13 protein-coding genes are annotated in these 16812 nt (G+C 46.2%); 7 read left to right on the top strand and 6 right to left on the bottom strand.

All coding sequences use genetic code 11. The features are described from left to right. Window positions 1-284 precede the first annotated feature (284 nt). The 5 genes from JT719_RS10720 (at window position 285) to JT719_RS10700 (ending at window position 9581) form a co-directional block, all read left to right on the top strand. Window positions 285-3320, top strand: coding sequence for a SusC/RagA family TonB-linked outer membrane protein (locus tag JT719_RS10720; RefSeq protein ID WP_207433006.1), 3036 nt, complete (start codon window positions 285-287; stop codon window positions 3318-3320). A gap of 11 nt (window positions 3321-3331) precedes the next feature. Continuing rightward, window positions 3332-4846: a RagB/SusD family nutrient uptake outer membrane protein gene (locus JT719_RS10715; protein ID WP_207433005.1), complete on the top strand. Its 1515-nt coding sequence runs from the start codon at window positions 3332-3334 to the stop codon at window positions 4844-4846. A 12-nt stretch (window positions 4847-4858) separates the two neighbouring features. Continuing rightward, window positions 4859-5380: a DUF4843 domain-containing protein gene (locus JT719_RS10710; RefSeq protein WP_207433004.1), complete on the top strand. Its 522-nt coding sequence runs from the start codon at window positions 4859-4861 to the stop codon at window positions 5378-5380. Between the two features lie 90 nt (window positions 5381-5470). Beyond that, window positions 5471-7147 (top strand): amidase, encoded by a 1677-nt coding sequence (locus tag JT719_RS10705; RefSeq protein ID WP_207433002.1) that lies wholly within the window; start codon window positions 5471-5473, stop codon window positions 7145-7147. 43 nt (window positions 7148-7190) lie between these two features. Then, window positions 7191-9581 carry a S9 family peptidase gene (locus JT719_RS10700; protein ID WP_207433001.1) on the top strand — a complete coding sequence of 797 codons (2391 nt, stop codon included), beginning with the start codon at window positions 7191-7193 and terminating at the stop codon, window positions 9579-9581. A gap of 76 nt (window positions 9582-9657) precedes the next feature. On the opposite strand, the gene JT719_RS10695 is transcribed toward JT719_RS10700, so the two are convergent. Next, the gene (locus JT719_RS10695; RefSeq protein ID WP_207433000.1) at window positions 9658-10497 is read right to left on the bottom strand and encodes a phosphatase PAP2 family protein; all 840 of its coding nucleotides are present in this window, start codon (window positions 10495-10497) and stop codon (window positions 9658-9660) included. Then, window positions 10497-11312 (bottom strand): phosphatase PAP2 family protein, encoded by an 816-nt coding sequence (locus tag JT719_RS10690; protein ID WP_207432998.1) that lies wholly within the window; start codon window positions 11310-11312, stop codon window positions 10497-10499. Before JT719_RS10690 ends, JT719_RS10695 begins: the two co-directional genes overlap by 1 nt. A 303-nt stretch (window positions 11313-11615) precedes the next feature. Between JT719_RS10690 and metK the strand changes: the two genes are divergently transcribed. Continuing rightward, entirely contained in the window at window positions 11616-12920 is a 1305-nt protein-coding gene (gene metK, locus JT719_RS10685; protein ID WP_207432997.1) for a methionine adenosyltransferase, read from the top strand. A 71-nt stretch (window positions 12921-12991) separates the two neighbouring features. On the opposite strand, the gene hpf is transcribed toward metK, so the two are convergent. The 4 genes from hpf to JT719_RS10665 form a co-directional block, all read right to left on the bottom strand. After that, window positions 12992-13291 carry a ribosome hibernation-promoting factor, HPF/YfiA family gene (hpf, locus tag JT719_RS10680; RefSeq protein ID WP_207432996.1) on the bottom strand — a complete coding sequence of 100 codons (300 nt, stop codon included), beginning with the start codon at window positions 13289-13291 and terminating at the stop codon, window positions 12992-12994. A 27-nt stretch (window positions 13292-13318) separates the two neighbouring features. Beyond that, window positions 13319-14197 (bottom strand): tyrosine-type recombinase/integrase, encoded by an 879-nt coding sequence (locus JT719_RS10675; protein WP_207432995.1) that lies wholly within the window; start codon window positions 14195-14197, stop codon window positions 13319-13321. 74 nt (window positions 14198-14271) lie between these two features. Continuing rightward, entirely contained in the window at window positions 14272-14466 is a 195-nt protein-coding gene (gene rpsU, locus JT719_RS10670) for a 30S ribosomal protein S21 (RefSeq protein WP_123131349.1), read from the bottom strand. Window positions 14467-14550: 84 nt separating this feature from the next. Continuing rightward, window positions 14551-15690, bottom strand: a complete 1140-nt coding sequence (locus tag JT719_RS10665; protein WP_207433358.1) for an acyl-CoA dehydrogenase — start codon at window positions 15688-15690, stop codon at window positions 14551-14553. A gap of 372 nt (window positions 15691-16062) precedes the next feature. Here JT719_RS10665 and JT719_RS10660 point away from each other — a divergent pair, with 372 nt between their 5' ends. Next, window positions 16063-16806 (top strand): polysaccharide biosynthesis/export family protein, encoded by a 744-nt coding sequence (locus JT719_RS10660; protein ID WP_242693132.1) that lies wholly within the window; start codon window positions 16063-16065, stop codon window positions 16804-16806. Window positions 16807-16812: the final 6 nt, after the last annotated feature.

Genomic DNA, 16812 nt, shown 5'->3' with positions numbered 1-16812 from the left:
ATTTAACTTCAAACTTTCTTTGGACCATGAAATAATAATGTTTGTGGTCTATATTTTTATATTTAAAATAAATATTTAAAAAGAATGAGTATTTTGTTTTGGTGATAAAAATTTTCTGCGTTTAATATTAAAATGGGAAAATATTTTGGTTTGTCTTAGTACGTAGAGTTATGAAACTAAAAAATGTTTCTAAAAATGATATGTTAAGGATTTGTTAATGTTGATAAATTCTATATATTAGAATATCAAACAAATCATATCTCTACAAACAAACCAAAAAACACATGAAGAAAACTTTACTATTCAGCTTCGTTTTGTTGCTGACGCTTGTGGGGCAGGCGTGGGCGCAAAATCGAACTGTGACAGGACGAGTGACGGATGCCACATCAGGAGAGGGAATGCCTGGTGTGACTGTCCAACTCAAAGGGAGCACAACCGCTTCACCAACGGATGTGAACGGCTCTTACACAATTGGGGTGCCTAACGCTGGAGGAACCCTTGTCTTTTCTTTTATTGGTTATCAAAACCAGGAAGTAGCCATTGGGAACCAATCTACTGTAAACGTGCGCTTGGTTTCTGATTCTCGCCAGATTTCAGAGATCGTAGTTACCGGTTATGGTGTTCAGGAAAAACGCGAAGTAACAGGTGCGATTGCTCAGGTAAGCGGAGCATCCATCCAAAACCAGCCTATTCCGTCTTTGGACAAAGCATTGCAAGGAAGAGCAGCTGGTGTAATTGTACAAGCAAACAATGGTTTGCCAGGAGGTGCTATTAATGTGCAGATCCGTGGTATTGGTTCTGTTAACGCAAGTACTCAGCCGCTCTACATTGTAGATGGTGTGCAAATCAGCACAGGGGGTGGCCGGGTATCTTATACAGAATCTAACCCTTTGGCTTCTATCAATACAAATGATATTGAGTCAATAGAAGTTATCAAAGATGCTGCAACAGCTGCGGTCTATGGTTCACAGGCTGCAAATGGTGTAGTAATCATTACAACTAAAAGAGGTAAAGCTGGCAGAACTAGATTTACAGCCAACTACTACACTGGTTTTTCTGAGGCGCTCAGAAAATACGATGTATTAAATACACAGGATTATTACCAGATGAGGTACGAGGCAAGAGTTAACTCTGGGAGCTCTGCTGCATCTGCAAGAACCAATACACTGACCGAAGTAGGGCTTCCTTCTACTGCCACTGATGCACAATTAGCAGCATTGCCAACTTATGACTGGCAAAACGAATTGTTCCAACGCGGGAAGGTGAATAACTATGAAGTTTCAGCGAGTGGAGGAAACGAGAAAACATCGTTCTTCATTTCTGGAGGTTACAACCAGGTGGAGGCTATTGTAACTGCTGCTGACTTTAGAAGAGGAACTCTACGCCTGAACCTTGATCACAGCGCTACTGATAAATTGAGCTTTGAAACCAGATTAAACTTAAGCTCATTCCATCAGACTGCTCCTTATGTAACAAGTGGTTCTACTATTGGTAGCCCAACATTTGCAGGTAGCTTAATCCTCCCAAGTAACCCATTCAGAAATGAAAACGGTACGTATTATGGTTTAACAGGAAGCGGCCAGGTATTTGCCGGTATCTTGAACCAAAACGTATTGGCGGTAAACGAGTGGTCTGGCGGTACTCAAAGAACGAATTCAGTAATCGGTTCAATTGCTGCTGTCTACAAGATTGTTCCTGGCTTGTCTTTCCGCTCATCTTATAGCTTAGACTACAGCAACATCCAGTCAGATTTCTATTATGACCCAAGAACTGCTGATGGTTTCAACGTTAGAGGGTACGGGTTTGCTGCTGCAGACTGGAACACCAACTTCCAGACAGTGCAGTTGTTGAACTTCACTAAAACTTTTAATGAAATCCACAAGGTTGATGCCCAGGCTGGTTTTGAGTGGAGAACCGAGCAGCGCAGAAACATGTCATCTAGCGGTACTGGTTTCCCTTCTCCAGAGTTCAGACTTTTGAGTGCAGCTGCTAACCCGGTAAGCTTAAGCTCAGGCTACACTGGCTATAAGAGAAATGCTGTATTTGGTTCTATCAACTATTTGTTCAATGGGAAATACTCCCTAAGAGGTGTTGTTTCTTATAACGGTTCTTCTCGTTTTGGTATCAACAACCGTTGGGGTGTATTCCCAGGTGTTGCCGCGGCGTGGAACATCTCTGAGGAAAATTTCTTGAAAGATATCGAGTGGATCAACTCTTTAAAGTTGAGAGCTAGCTGGGGGAAAAACGGTCGTGATGGTATTGACAACTTCTTGGCCCGTCCGCTTTATGGAACCGCTGGTATTTACCGCAGTGCTCCAGGTATTGCCCCAACCGGCCTTGCTAATGAAGACCTGAAGTGGGAAGTACGTACCATGTTGGACATGGGTATTGACTTCGCCTTCCTGAAAAACAGAGTGACTGGTACTTTGGGTGCCTTCATTGAAGAGAATGATGACCTTTTATTTGAGCAGCCACTTCAGTCTACCACTGGTTTTACCAGCGTATGGACAAACGTAGGTGCTATGGAGCAGAGAGGTTTGGAGGTTGAACTGAACACAGTAAACCTTGACCTTGGAGGGTTCCAGTGGAGAACAAACTTCAACTATACCTATATTCATAATGAGGTAACCAGATTATACGGTGGTAACGAAGTGCTGCCTGGCAGACCTGGTATCCGGGTTGGTGAAGACATAGGAACTATCTGGTCTTATGAGTACGCCGGTGTAAACCCTGCAACAGGTAGACCAATGTGGTACGATGGTAATGGTAACATCACTTATACCTTGAATGCGTCAACAGACAGAAGAAACATTGGTACTACTCGTCCTAAGCACACAGGTGGCGTAGAAAACACCTTTTCTTACAAAGGATTTGACTTCACTTTCTTATTCCAGTACCAATACGGGAGAAAAGAACTTGATCAGCAGTATGCGTTCTTGATGGAGAATGGTAACAGATCATTCAACGGCTTGCAAGAGCTTTATGATCGTAGATGGACAACTCCTGGCCAAATCACTGATGTGCCAAGACCATATGTGAATGGTGCAGAGGCTCAAGGAAACAACCACGTTACAGCCTCTTCTCGCAACTATTTGAAAACAGATTATATCAGATTGAAAAACGTTCAGATTGGCTATAACCTATCTGAAAGTCTGATCTCAAGAGTTAGATTCTTAACAAGCGGCAGAGTGTATGTACAAGGTACGAACCTGTACACCTACACAGATTTCCCTGGGTACGATCCGGAATTTTATTCTACCGCTTTAGGGATCATCCCTAATGGTAAAAACGTCACCGTTGGTGTTCAATTAGGATTCTAATATTTCTTCAAATGAAAAAAAGTTTTTTATATAAAATAAATACGATTGCTCTTGCTGCGTGTATTTCTTTCTCTTCCATCTCTTGCGATGAGTTGATCGAAATCAATCCAGAAACAGCAATCGACGCCAGTACTGCGCTTACCACAAGAGAAAACGTAGAAGCGGCTATCATTGGCGTATATGTGCCACTAAAAGGCTTAACTGAGTACGGTAACAGACTAGTTACTTTGCCTGAAGCACTAGCTGATAATGGAATGGCTACTGGTAAGTCTGGCCGTTTGGTAAACGAAGCTGCTAACATTAGAGGAGCAGCCAACCATTTTACCCATTGGACAACTTCCTACAACGCTATTGCCAGAATTAACTATATTCTGGATGCTATCCCAACTTTGCAAGGAGCTACCGTTACAGAAGATCTGAAGAACAGTTACATAGCTGAACTTAAGTTTTTGAGAGCCTTGTATCACTTTGACTTGGTAAGAGCTTATGCTTACATTCCTGGAGCAGTTGTAGATGCTAAAAACAGAGGAGGCGTTCCTGTTGTTACTACTGCCTTCAAAACTCCAGCAGCGGCATTGGAATTCAAACCAAGCAGACCAGCTATTGAGGATGTATATACTGCCATCTATGCTGACTTGGATGATGCTATTGCCAAATATGGTACTGGCGGTGCTTTTTCTACACCAGGCAGAGCTTCTAAAGTGGCGGTTCAGGCATTGTACTCACGGGTAGCCTTGTACAGAAAGGATTATCCTAAGGTAATTGAAATGTCTACTGCGGCAATTGATACGAGAGGTGCTTCTCTGACCAATGCTGGAAACTATGTTGCTGCCTGGGGTGGTGCTGTGCATCCAGAATCCATCTTTGAAATCCAGTTTTCTGCTCAAGCAGAAAGCAATGGGGTGAACGAGTCTCTGCAGACTGCTTTCACTACCTTGGTTCAAAGAGGAAACCGTAACCAGACTGGTGGATTTGGTGACCTAGTTCCTACTCCATCTCTTTTATCTGCTTTAGGTATCACTGTTACTGGTAACGGTACTGCTAACGCGGCCATCACAGCTCGTTCTTCCGATGTTAGGAATCTACTGTTTGAGTTAGGAACTGCGGGTAGAGGTGCTCCATACGTGGAGACTACCAAGTTCTTAGGAAAAAGTGGGTTCATCAACGTGGATAACATTCCAGTGATTCGCATTGCAGAGATGTATTTAAACAGAGCTGAGGCTTATGCGAATACTGCTGGCGGTGACGTAAATGCCCTGCTAGACGTCAACAGAATTAGAACTAACAGAGGGCTGGAGCCGTCTCTTGCCTTAGGTCAGGATCTGAAAAATGAGATTCTCCTGCAGCGCAGATTAGAATTCGCGTTTGAAGGACACAGATTCTTTGACCTGAAGAGATTAGGATTGGATATTCTGAAGCCTGCTACTGGTGCAACAGTTGCCTTCACTGAAGATGTGATTCTGCCAGCAGTACCTCAGGCTGATGTTGACGGGAATCCTAATTTGAAGCAAAACAGCGGTTATTAATTGTTATTAAAAATGAAGAACCTACTTTATATATTTGCCTTAGCAGTATTTTTCCTGAACTCTTGCATAGAAAACGATGACATTGTTTATGAAAAAGCTGTTGTAGAATTTGATGCTGCTACTTACAATGCCAAATCAGTGGTGGATGGTGTGGCTAAAAACTATACTCTGCTGACTCGAGTACCGGCTTACGGTGCTGCTGTTACAACTTCCAGACCCGCTATCACACGCGCTTCTGGTGCAATCAGGTTGCGCGTTAATCTGGTTGGAGCGCAAAGAAGCACTGCTCAGGAGATCAACTACAAATTGCTGACCTCAGAGACTACTGCCGTTGCAGGTACTCACTATGCACCTTTGAGTGGTAAAGTAACCATTCCGGCTAACTCAAGCTTTGGTGAACTGGAAATTCAGATTCTGGATCCAGGTGTATCTTCAGCAACGCCTGTTGATTTAGTTTTAGAACTTGATGGAAATGAAGAAATAGGTCCAAATGAAAATTACAGAAGAATTGGTGTTAGAATTAGCCAGCTGTAATTTAGAAAGCCTTAACTTAGAGAAAAGCCCCAGAAATATTCTGGGGCTTTTTAGTTCAATGCAGTTCTAAAAATAATTTGGTTGACTAATATGATTTCAAAACAAACAAAAAGAATTCTAACCCTTGCCTCTTCCGGCGCGCTGATATTCGTTTCTGGGGCGTTTTTCGGAAAACAGGCGCAAATGGATAAAATTACTGTCCCGCTTGTGCAGAGTGCGCAGAAATTGCTGGGTCTTAATTTTACCAATTCCCAACTAGATACAGCGCTGTTTGAACTGACTGATTTACGCAATAGCTACGCAAGGCTAAGAGAAGTAAAGCTGGAGAACAGTGTACCACTAGCCCTGCTGTTTAACCCAATACCCGTAGGCTTTTCGTTTGAGCGGAAGAAAGAGGAGTTCAAGCCATCGGCTGGCAAGAAAGTAGAACTTCCGGCCAACAAAGAAGATCTGGCGTTTTATTCGGTAAGGGAATTGGCTGAGCTTCTGAGAACGAAGAAAATCACTTCTGTTGAATTAACACAGTTCTACCTGGAGCGCCTGAAGAAGTATAACAGCAAGTTGCTATGTGTTACCTCCTTTACAGAGGAACTGGCCATGCAACAAGCCAGGCAAGCAGACGCCGAGATCAAAGCAGGCAAATACAAAGGCCTTTTGCACGGTATTCCTTATGGGGTGAAGGACTTGTTAAGTACTAAGGGCTACAAAACCACCTGGGGATCGGTGACCTACAAAGATCAGGTGATTGATGAAGATGCCACAGTGGTAGTAAAGTTGAGAGAGGCTGGAGCGGTACTGGTAGCAAAGTTGACCTTAGGCGAGTTGGCCATGGGCGATGTATGGTACGGTGGGAAAACCCGCACGCCATGGGACCTCACAAGAGGCTCTAGCGGATCATCGGCTGGCTCGGCTTCTGCGGTGGCAGCAGGGTTGCTTCCGTTCGCCATCGGGACGGAGACTTTGGGGTCTATCGTGTCACCTTCAACTGCGTGTGGCACCACAGGCTTGCGACCTACTTACGGGCGGGTGAGCCGTCATGGAGCGATGGCTTTGAGCTGGTCCATGGATAAGATCGGGCCTATTGCCAGAACGGTAGAAGATTGTGCCATTGTGTTCAATGCTATCTACGGACCAGACGGCAAAGACCAATCGGTGTATGATGCGCCTTTTAATTATGATGCGAAACTGAACCTGAAAAAGCTTAAAATAGGATACCTGAAAACAGATTTTGAGCGCAACTATCCTACCAAGCCACAAGATCAGGCTACTTTAGAAGCCCTGCGCAAAGCGGGACATGAACTCATCCCTATTGAATTGCCAAAACTACCGGTCAATGATCTGGTCATGACTATCTCGGTGGAAGGGGCGGCCGCTTTTGACGAGATCACCCGCAATGGCAAGGTAGACCTAATGGTGAACCAAGACCGGAACGCCTGGCCTAACACGTTCCGTAGCGCCAGGTTCATCCCGGCAGTGGAATATATACAGGCGCAGCGGGTGCGCTATTTGCTGATCCAGGAGATGCAAAAGGTCATGCAGCAGGTAGATGTGTATGTGTCGCCTTCCTTTGCCAGCAGCAATTTGGTGGTGACCAATCTAACAGGCCATCCATGTGTGGTGGTACCCAACGGATTCAATAACCGAAACTTGCCCACTACCATCACCTTCATCGGGAAGTTATTTGGCGAAGCGGAGTTGCTGGCCTTTGTAAAAGAGTATCAGGACGGTACTGATTTCCACAAAAAGCACCCATCTTTGTCTCTTTGACCTTATTCAGTTTTAGACCTATTTCCCCGAAAACAAGCCTAAAATGCATTTCAGTACAAAAGCACTGCTTTCCGCAGCAATGGCGTTGCTGCCATTCTGTTATAGCCACGCCCAAACCAAGCCTACGCTTACCGTAGAGAAAATCATGCAGGACCCAGCCAAATGGATTGGGACCTCGCCCAGCAACATTTACTGGTCTGATGACAGCAAACAGGTGTATTTCCAGTGGAATCCTGAGAAAGCACGAAGAGACTCGCTGTACACAGTGCAGGCTGGCAGTAAAAAGGTGAGCAAAGTATCGGCGGCGGAGCGCAGAACACTTTTCACGCCCGGTGGCACATACAACCAAAAGAGAACCCACCGAGTGTATGAGCGCGGGGGAGATATTTTTCTGGTGGAAGTGAAATCCAATAAATTAAGGCAGCTCACCAAGACTGTTGAAAGAGAGTCTTCGCCAGCCTTCACCTTTGATGAGCAGGAGATCACCTTTCTGAAAGACGGGAATCTGTACGCATGGAACATCGCCAACGGCCAGACGAAACAACTCACCGATTTCCGGAGAGGGAGAAAGCCCGCTGACCCTGATGCGGTAAATGACAAACAAGACCGCTTTTTGCGGGACCAGCAAGTAGAATTGCTGCAGATTATCCAGAAGCGGGAAGAAGAGAGAAAACAGCAGCGACTGGCGCAGAAAGAAGCGCAACGAAACCGGCCGAAGGAAATCTACATTGAGGACAGGAGTGTGGACAACATTATCCTGAGCCCCGATGAACGTTATATTACCTATCGGTTGGTGTCCAGACCAGCGAACAGCAAGATTGCGCAAGTGCCCAACTATGTTACGGCCTCCGGCTACACAGAAGAGATCCCAACCAGAACCAAGGTGGGAGATGCCCAAGCATCGTATGAGTTGGGCCTCTATGATACTAAACAGGACACCACTTATCTGATCTCCTTCAAAAGTTTGCCCGGCATTCAGGACAAGCCCACCTATTTGCAGGAAAACCAAAAGAAAAGCGGGGCAGAGGCAGGAAGTGCAGCCTCCGAAACCAGAAAGATCACCATGTTTGGGCCTTTCTATTCCGGAGACGGAAAGAAAGCCGTGTTGGTGGCCCGCTCAAATGACAACAAAGACCGTTGGATCATGAGTTTCGATCCGGCTACCCGTGTCATCAACGTGCTGGACCGTCAGCATGACGAGGCCTGGATTAACGGGTACGGCGCCGGCGATATTGGCTGGATGCCCGATAACCAGAACGTGTGGTTTGTATCTGAAAAAAGCGGCTACGCGCACTTGTACACCGTTCATGCAGGTTCTGGGCAGAAAACCACCCTTACCAGCGGAAAGTTTGAGGTACAGAATGTGCAGATGTCTAAAGACAAGAAGTACTGGTACCTCATCACCAACCAGGTACACCCTGGGGAGCAGCACTTCTACCGAATGTCTCTGAACGGCAGTAGAACGGAGCAAATCACCAAAATGACCGGGGCGCATGAAGTCACTATGTCTCCGGATGAGAAAACCCTGGCCGTTCGGTATTCCTACTCTAACAAACCATGGGAACTGTACCTCATGGACAACAAACCCGGGGCCAAGGCGGTGCAAATCACCCAATCTACCACTGCTGAGTTCAATGCATATCCATGGCGCGAGCCCGAAGTGATCACTTATAAAGCCGCCGACGGGGCCGATGTCCATGCCCGGTTATACAAACCAGCCAATGCTGCTCCCGGCGGACCAGCCGTCATCTTTGTGCATGGCGCGGGCTATCTTCAGAATGCCCATAAGTGGTGGAGCACCTATTTCAGAGAATACATGTTCCACAACCTATTAGTTGATAAAGGCTATACCGTGCTGGACATTGACTACCGTGGCAGCGCCGGGTATGGTCGCGACTGGAGAACCGGAATTTACCGGCACATGGGTGGCAAAGACCTGAGCGACCATGTAGACGGAGCTAAGATGCTAGTGGAAAAACACGGCATTGATCCCAAGCGCATCGGGATTTATGGAGGGTCGTACGGCGGCTTTATCACGCTCATGGCCATGTTCACGCAGCCAGATGTTTTTGCGGCAGGCGCAGCCCTGCGTTCCGTGACCGATTGGGCGCATTACAACCACGGCTACACGTCTAATATCCTGAACGAACCACAAACCGATAGCCTGGCCTACGTGCGCAGCTCGCCTATTTACTTTGCCGAGGGGCTGAAAGGTGCGCTGCTGATGTGCCACGGCATGGTAGACACCAACGTGCACTTCCAGGACATTGTGCGGTTGTCACAGCGGCTGATTGAGTTGGGGAAAGAGAATTGGGAACTGGCCGTGTACCCAGTGGAAGATCACGGTTTTGTGGAGCCCAGCAGCTGGACCGATGAGTACAAACGCATCCTCAAGCTCTTTGAGACAAATCTGAACAATACGGCTAGAAAGTAAAAAGCAGCCCTAAAACAGAAGCGCGAACCAGTTATGGCTCGCGCTTCTGTTTTAGGGCTGCTTTATTAAAAAGAGGTTAAAATCGTTTGGTCAAGGCAACGCCTTGTAGCATCTCTCCTTGTAGCTGTTCAGCTGCCGGAACAACGCGCCAGCCAAGTTCATTGCTTCGCTTATGCAGCTCAGGAACCAGAATCCCGATGCTGGCGCCTACGGCGTAGCCTACAATGTTATCGCTCAGGAAGTGCTTGCCGGCCCTTAGCCGAAGGTAACCCACCGTGGCCGGAAACGCCGCCGCCGCTCCCCATACCACCGGTCGCCAGGGGGAGTCTGGGTGCAGATCATGGAAGACCTTGGCGGTGAAAAACGTCACGCTGGCCGTGGCGGCAGTATGTCCCGCGAAGAAGGAGTTTTCGGCGTATTTATGCAATCTTTCCTCTAAAGGAGCATCTGTGGCGTAGACGTTAGGCCGCTTGCGGTTGGTAAGTCCGGCGGTTAAGGCGTAGATTCCGCCTGCCAGAGAAATAGTCTCGGCATAGAGAAAATAGATGTCCTTGGCGTGCGGAGTGGCTGCTTTATCGGCTAAAAACAGCAGAGGCAACCCGTAAGAGGTGTAAAAAAACACATCGCTGGCGTCTTTGGCTTTCTTGCTGTAGTTGCCGGCCGCCCATCGGTCAAATTTGTTTACCTGGTTCTTGTTGATGGACGCCAGGTCAGCCTCGGTTAATTGCCTTTTGTTTGTCAGCAGCGTGGAGCCGGTTACGGCCATGGTCACTCCGCCGGCAGTTATCAGTCCATCGCGCAGGAGATCTGTGTGGTACAGGCGTTGCGTATCCTGGGCGGCTACGGGTTGCAGAGAGAACTGAAACAGCACCGCAAAAAGCAACAGCCACCGAGACGATTTCTTGAAGCAGTTCATCAGAACTTATATTGAAGGGTTACGCCATCTAAATTCTGGCCAAGCACCGGGATCACGCTAGGTGAGATGGAGAAACCTGTCATATTGCTTTTCTTGTGCAGCTGCGGAACCAGAATACCAACGGCGGCACCAACTCCGTAGCCTACAAGGTTGTCGCTGAGGAAGTGCTTACCGGCCTCTAAACGCAGATAGCCTACTGCAGCGGGCACCAGCGCCGCACCTGCCCAAACGAACGGACGAGCCGGTGAATCTGGGTTGTAGTCATGGAACACTTTGGCGGTAAAGAACGCCATGGTAGAAACCGCCGCCGTATGGCCCGCAAAGAAGGAGTTCTGGGAATTTGCCCGGGTTTTCTCGCCAATCTCTACCTCTGGGCTATAGGTCAACGGCCTTGCTCTGGGGAAAGCCGCCGAACTCAGCGTGAAGATGGTTCCGGTTACCGCCATGGTTTCCACGTAAAGGGCCAGAAGTTGACCCGTATTGTCGTTGATCTTGGAATCAAAGAGCAGCAGCGCAGGGGCAGCAATGGAGCTATACAACATCACATCGCTTACTTTTTTAGCGCTTTCGCTGTGGTTACCGGCCGCAAAACGGTCAAAGCTGTTGACATCAGACTTCCGCAAAGCCAGCGCTTCTTCCTGCGTGTAAGGGTCTTTTTGCTGCATCAGGTATAAACCTAACCCGCTGAGGCCCATTCCAGCCACGGTAATGGGGGCATCTACCTTAAAAGAGGTCTTGTAAGGCGACTCAGATTGCGCGAAAGATTGCGTGAAGGCATAAAGACTTATGACAAGGGTACAAATGTATTTTTTCATAGTTTGTAGGTAAAATTGCAGAACGGTTAAAGTTGTTTTTGAAACGGCCGAAGGTTTAAAAGGTTGCTGCTGAGCACTACAGGAAGCTTTTTCCTGCTGTAAGAGAACGCTTTAAACGTTTTTGGGGTGGTTTACAGAAATTGACCTAAAAACAGGAAGCGGTAAAAAGACTTAGTTAGAAGAAAAGAGCGTGAGGCCTTTTCTTTGAAGGGCAAGTTTTTGCAAATCCGGCTTTTAAACTAATTTTGTCTGTTGCGGCACCAAAGGCGGAGCCGCCTTAACGTTGTAATAAAATTTCAGATAATGCCTTATCTTTTTACATCTGAATCGGTATCGGAGGGACATCCGGATAAAGTAGCCGATCAAATCTCTGACGCGCTGTTAGATGAGTTCCTGAAACAAGATCCTCAGTCTAAAGTGGCGTGCGAAACCTTGGTAACTACCGGTCTGGTGGTACTAAGTGGCGAGGTAAAGTCAGACGCCTATGTTGACGTGCAGAAAGTAGCCCGCGAGGTGATCCGCCGCATTGGCTATACCAAATCAGAGTATAAGTTTGATGCCGAGGCCTGCGGAGTTATCTCCACCATCCATGAACAGTCCGGTGATATCAACCAGGGTGTAGAGCGCGAGAACCCAGAAGACCAGGGAGCCGGTGATCAAGGAATGATGTTTGGCTACGCCACCAACGAGACCGATAGCTACATGCCATTGGCGTTGGAGATTTCGCATTTGTTGCTGAAAGAATTGGCGGCTATCCGCAAAGAAGGCAAGGAAATGACTTACCTGCGTCCGGATGCCAAGTCTCAGGTGACCATCCGTTACTCAGACAACCACGTGCCGGAGAAGATTGATACCATTGTGATCTCTACCCAGCACGATGAGTTTGAAAGTTCAGATGCCAATGACCGCGCTGCCTCCAAGCAAGCCGAGGAGAAGATGGTGGCTAAAATCAAAGAAGATGTTCTGAACATTCTGTTGCCCCGCGTGAAAAGCAAATTGCCACAGCGTACCGCAGATCTGTTTGCTGATGATATCACTTACCACATCAACCCGACTGGTAAATTCGTGATTGGTGGACCACACGGAGACACCGGTTTGACGGGCCGTAAAATCATTGTAGATACGTACGGTGGTAAAGGTGCTCACGGTGGGGGAGCATTCTCTGGTAAAGATTCTTCTAAAGTAGACCGTTCTGCTGCCTATGCCGCTCGCCACATTGCCAAAAACCTGGTTGCCGCCGGAGTTGCTGATCAAGCTTTGGTGCAGGTTGCGTATGCCATTGGCGTAGCCGAGCCAGTTGGTTTATACGTGACTACTTACGGTACCACTAACGTGAAAGGTGCCAACGGTGACGTGATGACCGATGGTGAGATCGCTGAGAAAGTAAACCAACTGTTTGAAATGCGTCCTTATGACATAGTGAAGCGTTTCGGGCTGCAGAACCCTATTTTCTCAGATACTGCCGCTTACGGACACATGGGCCGTGAGTCTGGCGTGAAGAAAGTGGAGTACCAGTTGAACGGAAAATCTGAAGTAAGAGAGTTTGAGACCTTTACCTGGGAGAAGTTAGACTACGTAGACAAAATCAAAGCAGCCTTCAATCTGTAGTAGGCCTGTTTCTGATCTGTTTTAACGAAAAGAGCCCCAAAACGGGGCTCTTTTTTTATAGTCTATGGTGATTAGTGCGTGGTCAGTTTGTCTTTGTACCTGATCAACTGCTTCTTCATGTCTTCTACGGCTTTATCTGTAGCCGTTTCAAACGTATTTGCTTCTTCACTACAAAAAAGAGTAGCGCCTGGCACAAACAGCTTCAATTCTACCAATTTGTTGTCATGGGTTTCAGGCCTTTCAACACGCAGTACTACCTCACCGCTCACTATTCGGTCAAAAAAAGTATCTAGCTTGTCTACTTTTCTTTGAAGGAAGTCTAACAGGCTTTGGTCTGCGGTGAAGTGTACAGATCGGATTTGCAGTTTCATAGTTTACTTCTTTAAGGGTGATACGAATTACGCTTTGGGATGAGCTTTCTCAAAGACCGCTTTGAGTTTCTCAATAGAATTATGGGTGTAGACCTGCGTGGCCGCCAAACTGGAGTGGCCCAGCAAATCTTTGATCGCTCCCAAATCTGCACCTCGGTTGAGCAAATGCGTGGCAAAAGAATGCCTAAGCACGTGCGGACTGTTTTTCATGGCAGTAGACACGGTGCTTATGTATTTTTTCACCACTCTATACACATACTTAGGGTAGAGGGGAGCCCCTTTTTCCGTAACGAAGAGAAAAGAAGAATTGTTATTGCTGAAAACTGTTCCTCGCTTCTGTAGGTAATCAGACAGCGCATTGACCAGTGATGTATTCAAAGGAAGGATTCTTTCCTTATTGCCTTTGCCCAGTACCTTCAACGTCTTGGCTGAGAGACTGATGTCTTCAATTTTGATGTTGGTGAGTTCTGCCAGACGCATGCCGGTTCCGTACAGCAACTCTAAGATCAATCTTTCGCGCTGACCTTTTAAATTGTCCGGGAATTCGCTTTGGTCTAAAAGTTGGGTGAAAGCATCCTCGGGGATAAAGGCAGGAAGTTTCTTGGCTAGTTTGGGCGCTTTGATTCTTACCGTGGGGTTGGTATCCAAAATTCCGCGTTGCACCAAAAAGCGGAAATAAGAACGAAGAGAGGCTATTTTCCGGTGGATAGTACGGGTGTCCAGGTCTTTCTGAACCAACGTGACCACCCATGACCGAATGATGGCATGGTCTGCTGCCTTGAGGTCCTCAAGTTCATAAACCTCCTGCAGGTATTCTTGGAATTGCTGCAGATCGGTCTGGTACGAAACAATGGTATGCGGACTGAAGCGCTTTTCGTACTGGAGGTATTTAAAGAATAATTCCATAAATTAATGATTACCGCCGAAAAGCGGAGAACCACTAATTTATGGAATTACCACGTAAATTCTATGGATGGAGACTAGTAGTTGTCGTTGGCGAACAATTGCTGCTTGTAGATAGCTCTTTCTTTCTGCTTTCTCTTAGTTACAGAAGGCTTCTGGAAGAAAGTTCTGGCACGCAATTGCTTCAACACACCGGTTCTCTCAAATTTCTTCTTGAATCTTTTAAGGGCTTTGTCTACAGACTCGTTATCCTTTACGTTGATGATGATCATATAATAGATTGATTTTAAAGTCAGTTGTTTTAAGGAGTGCAAAGATATTAACAAATAATTTGTGTGTCAATATCTTATTCCCAATTATTTTAATACTGCTCTGGAAATAACAAGTTTCTGAATTTCTGAAGTTCCTTCGCCAATGGTGCACAACTTGGCATCGCGGTAATATTTTTCAGCCGGGTAATCCTTGGTGTAGCCGTATCCGCCAAAGATTTGGACAGCTTCATTGGCTGCCCGCACGCTTACTTCAGAGGCATAGAGTTTAGCCATGGCAGATTCTTTGTTCACGTTTTCTCCTCTGTCTTTCATGGCTGCAGCTCTGTAGGTTAATAAGGCAGCAGCTTCAATTTCAGTGGCCATGTCCGCCAGTTTGAAAGCAATTCCCTGGAACTGTGAAATAGGTTTGTTGAATTGCTGTCGCTCTTTTGAATAGGCAACCGCTGCCTCATAGGCTCCCTGTGCAATTCCTAAACTCAGGGCCGCGATGGAAATTCTACCTCCGTCCAACACTTTCATTGCCTGGATGAATCCTTCACCTACTTCTCCTAAGATATTTTCATGGGGAACCCGGCAATCCTGGAAGATGAGTTCTGTGGTTTCAGAGGCACGCATACCTAACTTGTCTTCTTTGCGGCCAGCCGAGAATCCTTCTGTTGGTTTCTCGATCACAAAGGTCGTCATTCCGTGAGAGTCACCTACTTCTCCTGTACGGGCAATTACCACGGCTATATTGCTGGATTTGCCATGAGTGATAAAGTTCTTTGCTCCGTTTAGTATCCAGTGATCTCCGTCTCTTACAGCTACCGTTCGCATGTTTCCCGCATCAGAACCAGTATTAGGTTCCGTAAGGCCCCAAGCTCCTATCCATTCTGCAGTAGCAAGTTTAGGGAGCCATTTCCGCTTTTGTTCTTCGCTCCCGAATTGTAGAATATGCCCCGTGCACAATGAGTTATGCGCCGCCATGGATAGACCAATAGAGCCATCGATTTTGGCTAGTTCAGAGATAGCAGTCACGTATTCCAAGTATCCGAAACCTGACCCACCGTATACCTGAGGCACTAAAACACCCATTAACCCCAATTCTCCTAGTTGTTTGAATACCTGAACCGGGAACTCCTGTGATTCATCCCATTTCATCATGTCAGGTTTAATAAACTTTACACCAAAATCACGTATCATGTCCGCGATCATCTGCTGGTTTTCATTGTAACTAAGTTGCATAGGAGATTGCTGAGTAGAGCTTTGTTCTTTTTCAGAATAAATATACAAAAGTTATGGTAGCTAGCCTAACGTATGTTAGTTAAATAGGTTAGTAGAATATTTTCTTCGTTTATTTTTTTGCCTCTTTTTCTGAATACACTTTAATTCAACCGGAATAGCAGTAAGTAAGTTGGACAATTTGGCGCGCCCATTACTTTTAGTTTACTTTGTGATTGGCTTTAAGTGTACAATAGATAAATAAGTGTTAGCCAATCTCTGAAGAGTTAAAGATTTAATATGTTCCAATCTAGGAAGTTGCAGTGCATCACCAAGGCTTCATTTTGTGCTTTGTTGATATGGTTAAGCTCTTGTAATGTTTACCGGCAGAATATAATGTTCCGCACAGAAGGAGACGTAAATGCAGATTTGCTCCGTGCGTCAGTAGCAGAAGTTGGACGTAACTACAAAATTCAGCCAAATGATATATTGAGTATCAGAATTTATACAAACAAGGGAGAAGTTTTGGTTGATCCAAATAATTTTTTACGTCGCGAGTTGACACAAGGTGCAGGTAGAAGTAGCGGTGGTAGTTCAGGAAACCAGCAAATCGGTCAACAACAGGAGCGGCAAGATTATACTGTCTTGCCCAATGGAGAGGTAAAAGTTCCTATGATTGGATTTGTGCAGGTGCAAGGATATACTCTCAACCAAGCAGATAGCATGTTCCAGAGCAGGTTTGAAACTTATTATAGAGACACCTATGTTTATTCCCAAGTAGTAAGTCGCAGAGTAGTCGTCCTTGGAGCAACAGGAGGGAGTGTTATTCCTCTTACCAATGAAAACATGAATTTGATTGAAGTTCTGGCTCTAGCAGGAGGCATGCCTGAAAATGGAAAAGCCCAGAACATAAGATTGATAAGGAACATCGCTTCTGATAAGCCCATTGTTCAAGTGGTAGACCTTACGACCATAGGCGGTTTGCAGAAGGCAAATTTGAGGATTCAGCCAAACGACGTAGTTTATGTTGAGCCGGTGAGAAGGGTATTCAACGAATCTTTGAGAGACGTGCTTACTGTGTTAGGGGCTGTTACTAATGTATTAACCTCTTACGTTGTAATTAGAAATTTAGTCAATTAGTCCGAA

This window comes from Sabulibacter ruber, from assembly GCF_017355955.1.
Lineage (GTDB): Bacteria > Bacteroidota > Bacteroidia > Cytophagales > Hymenobacteraceae > Nibribacter > Nibribacter ruber_A.
The sequence above is the reverse complement of the archived record's forward strand: the minus strand, read 5'-3'. Positions and strand labels throughout refer to the sequence as shown.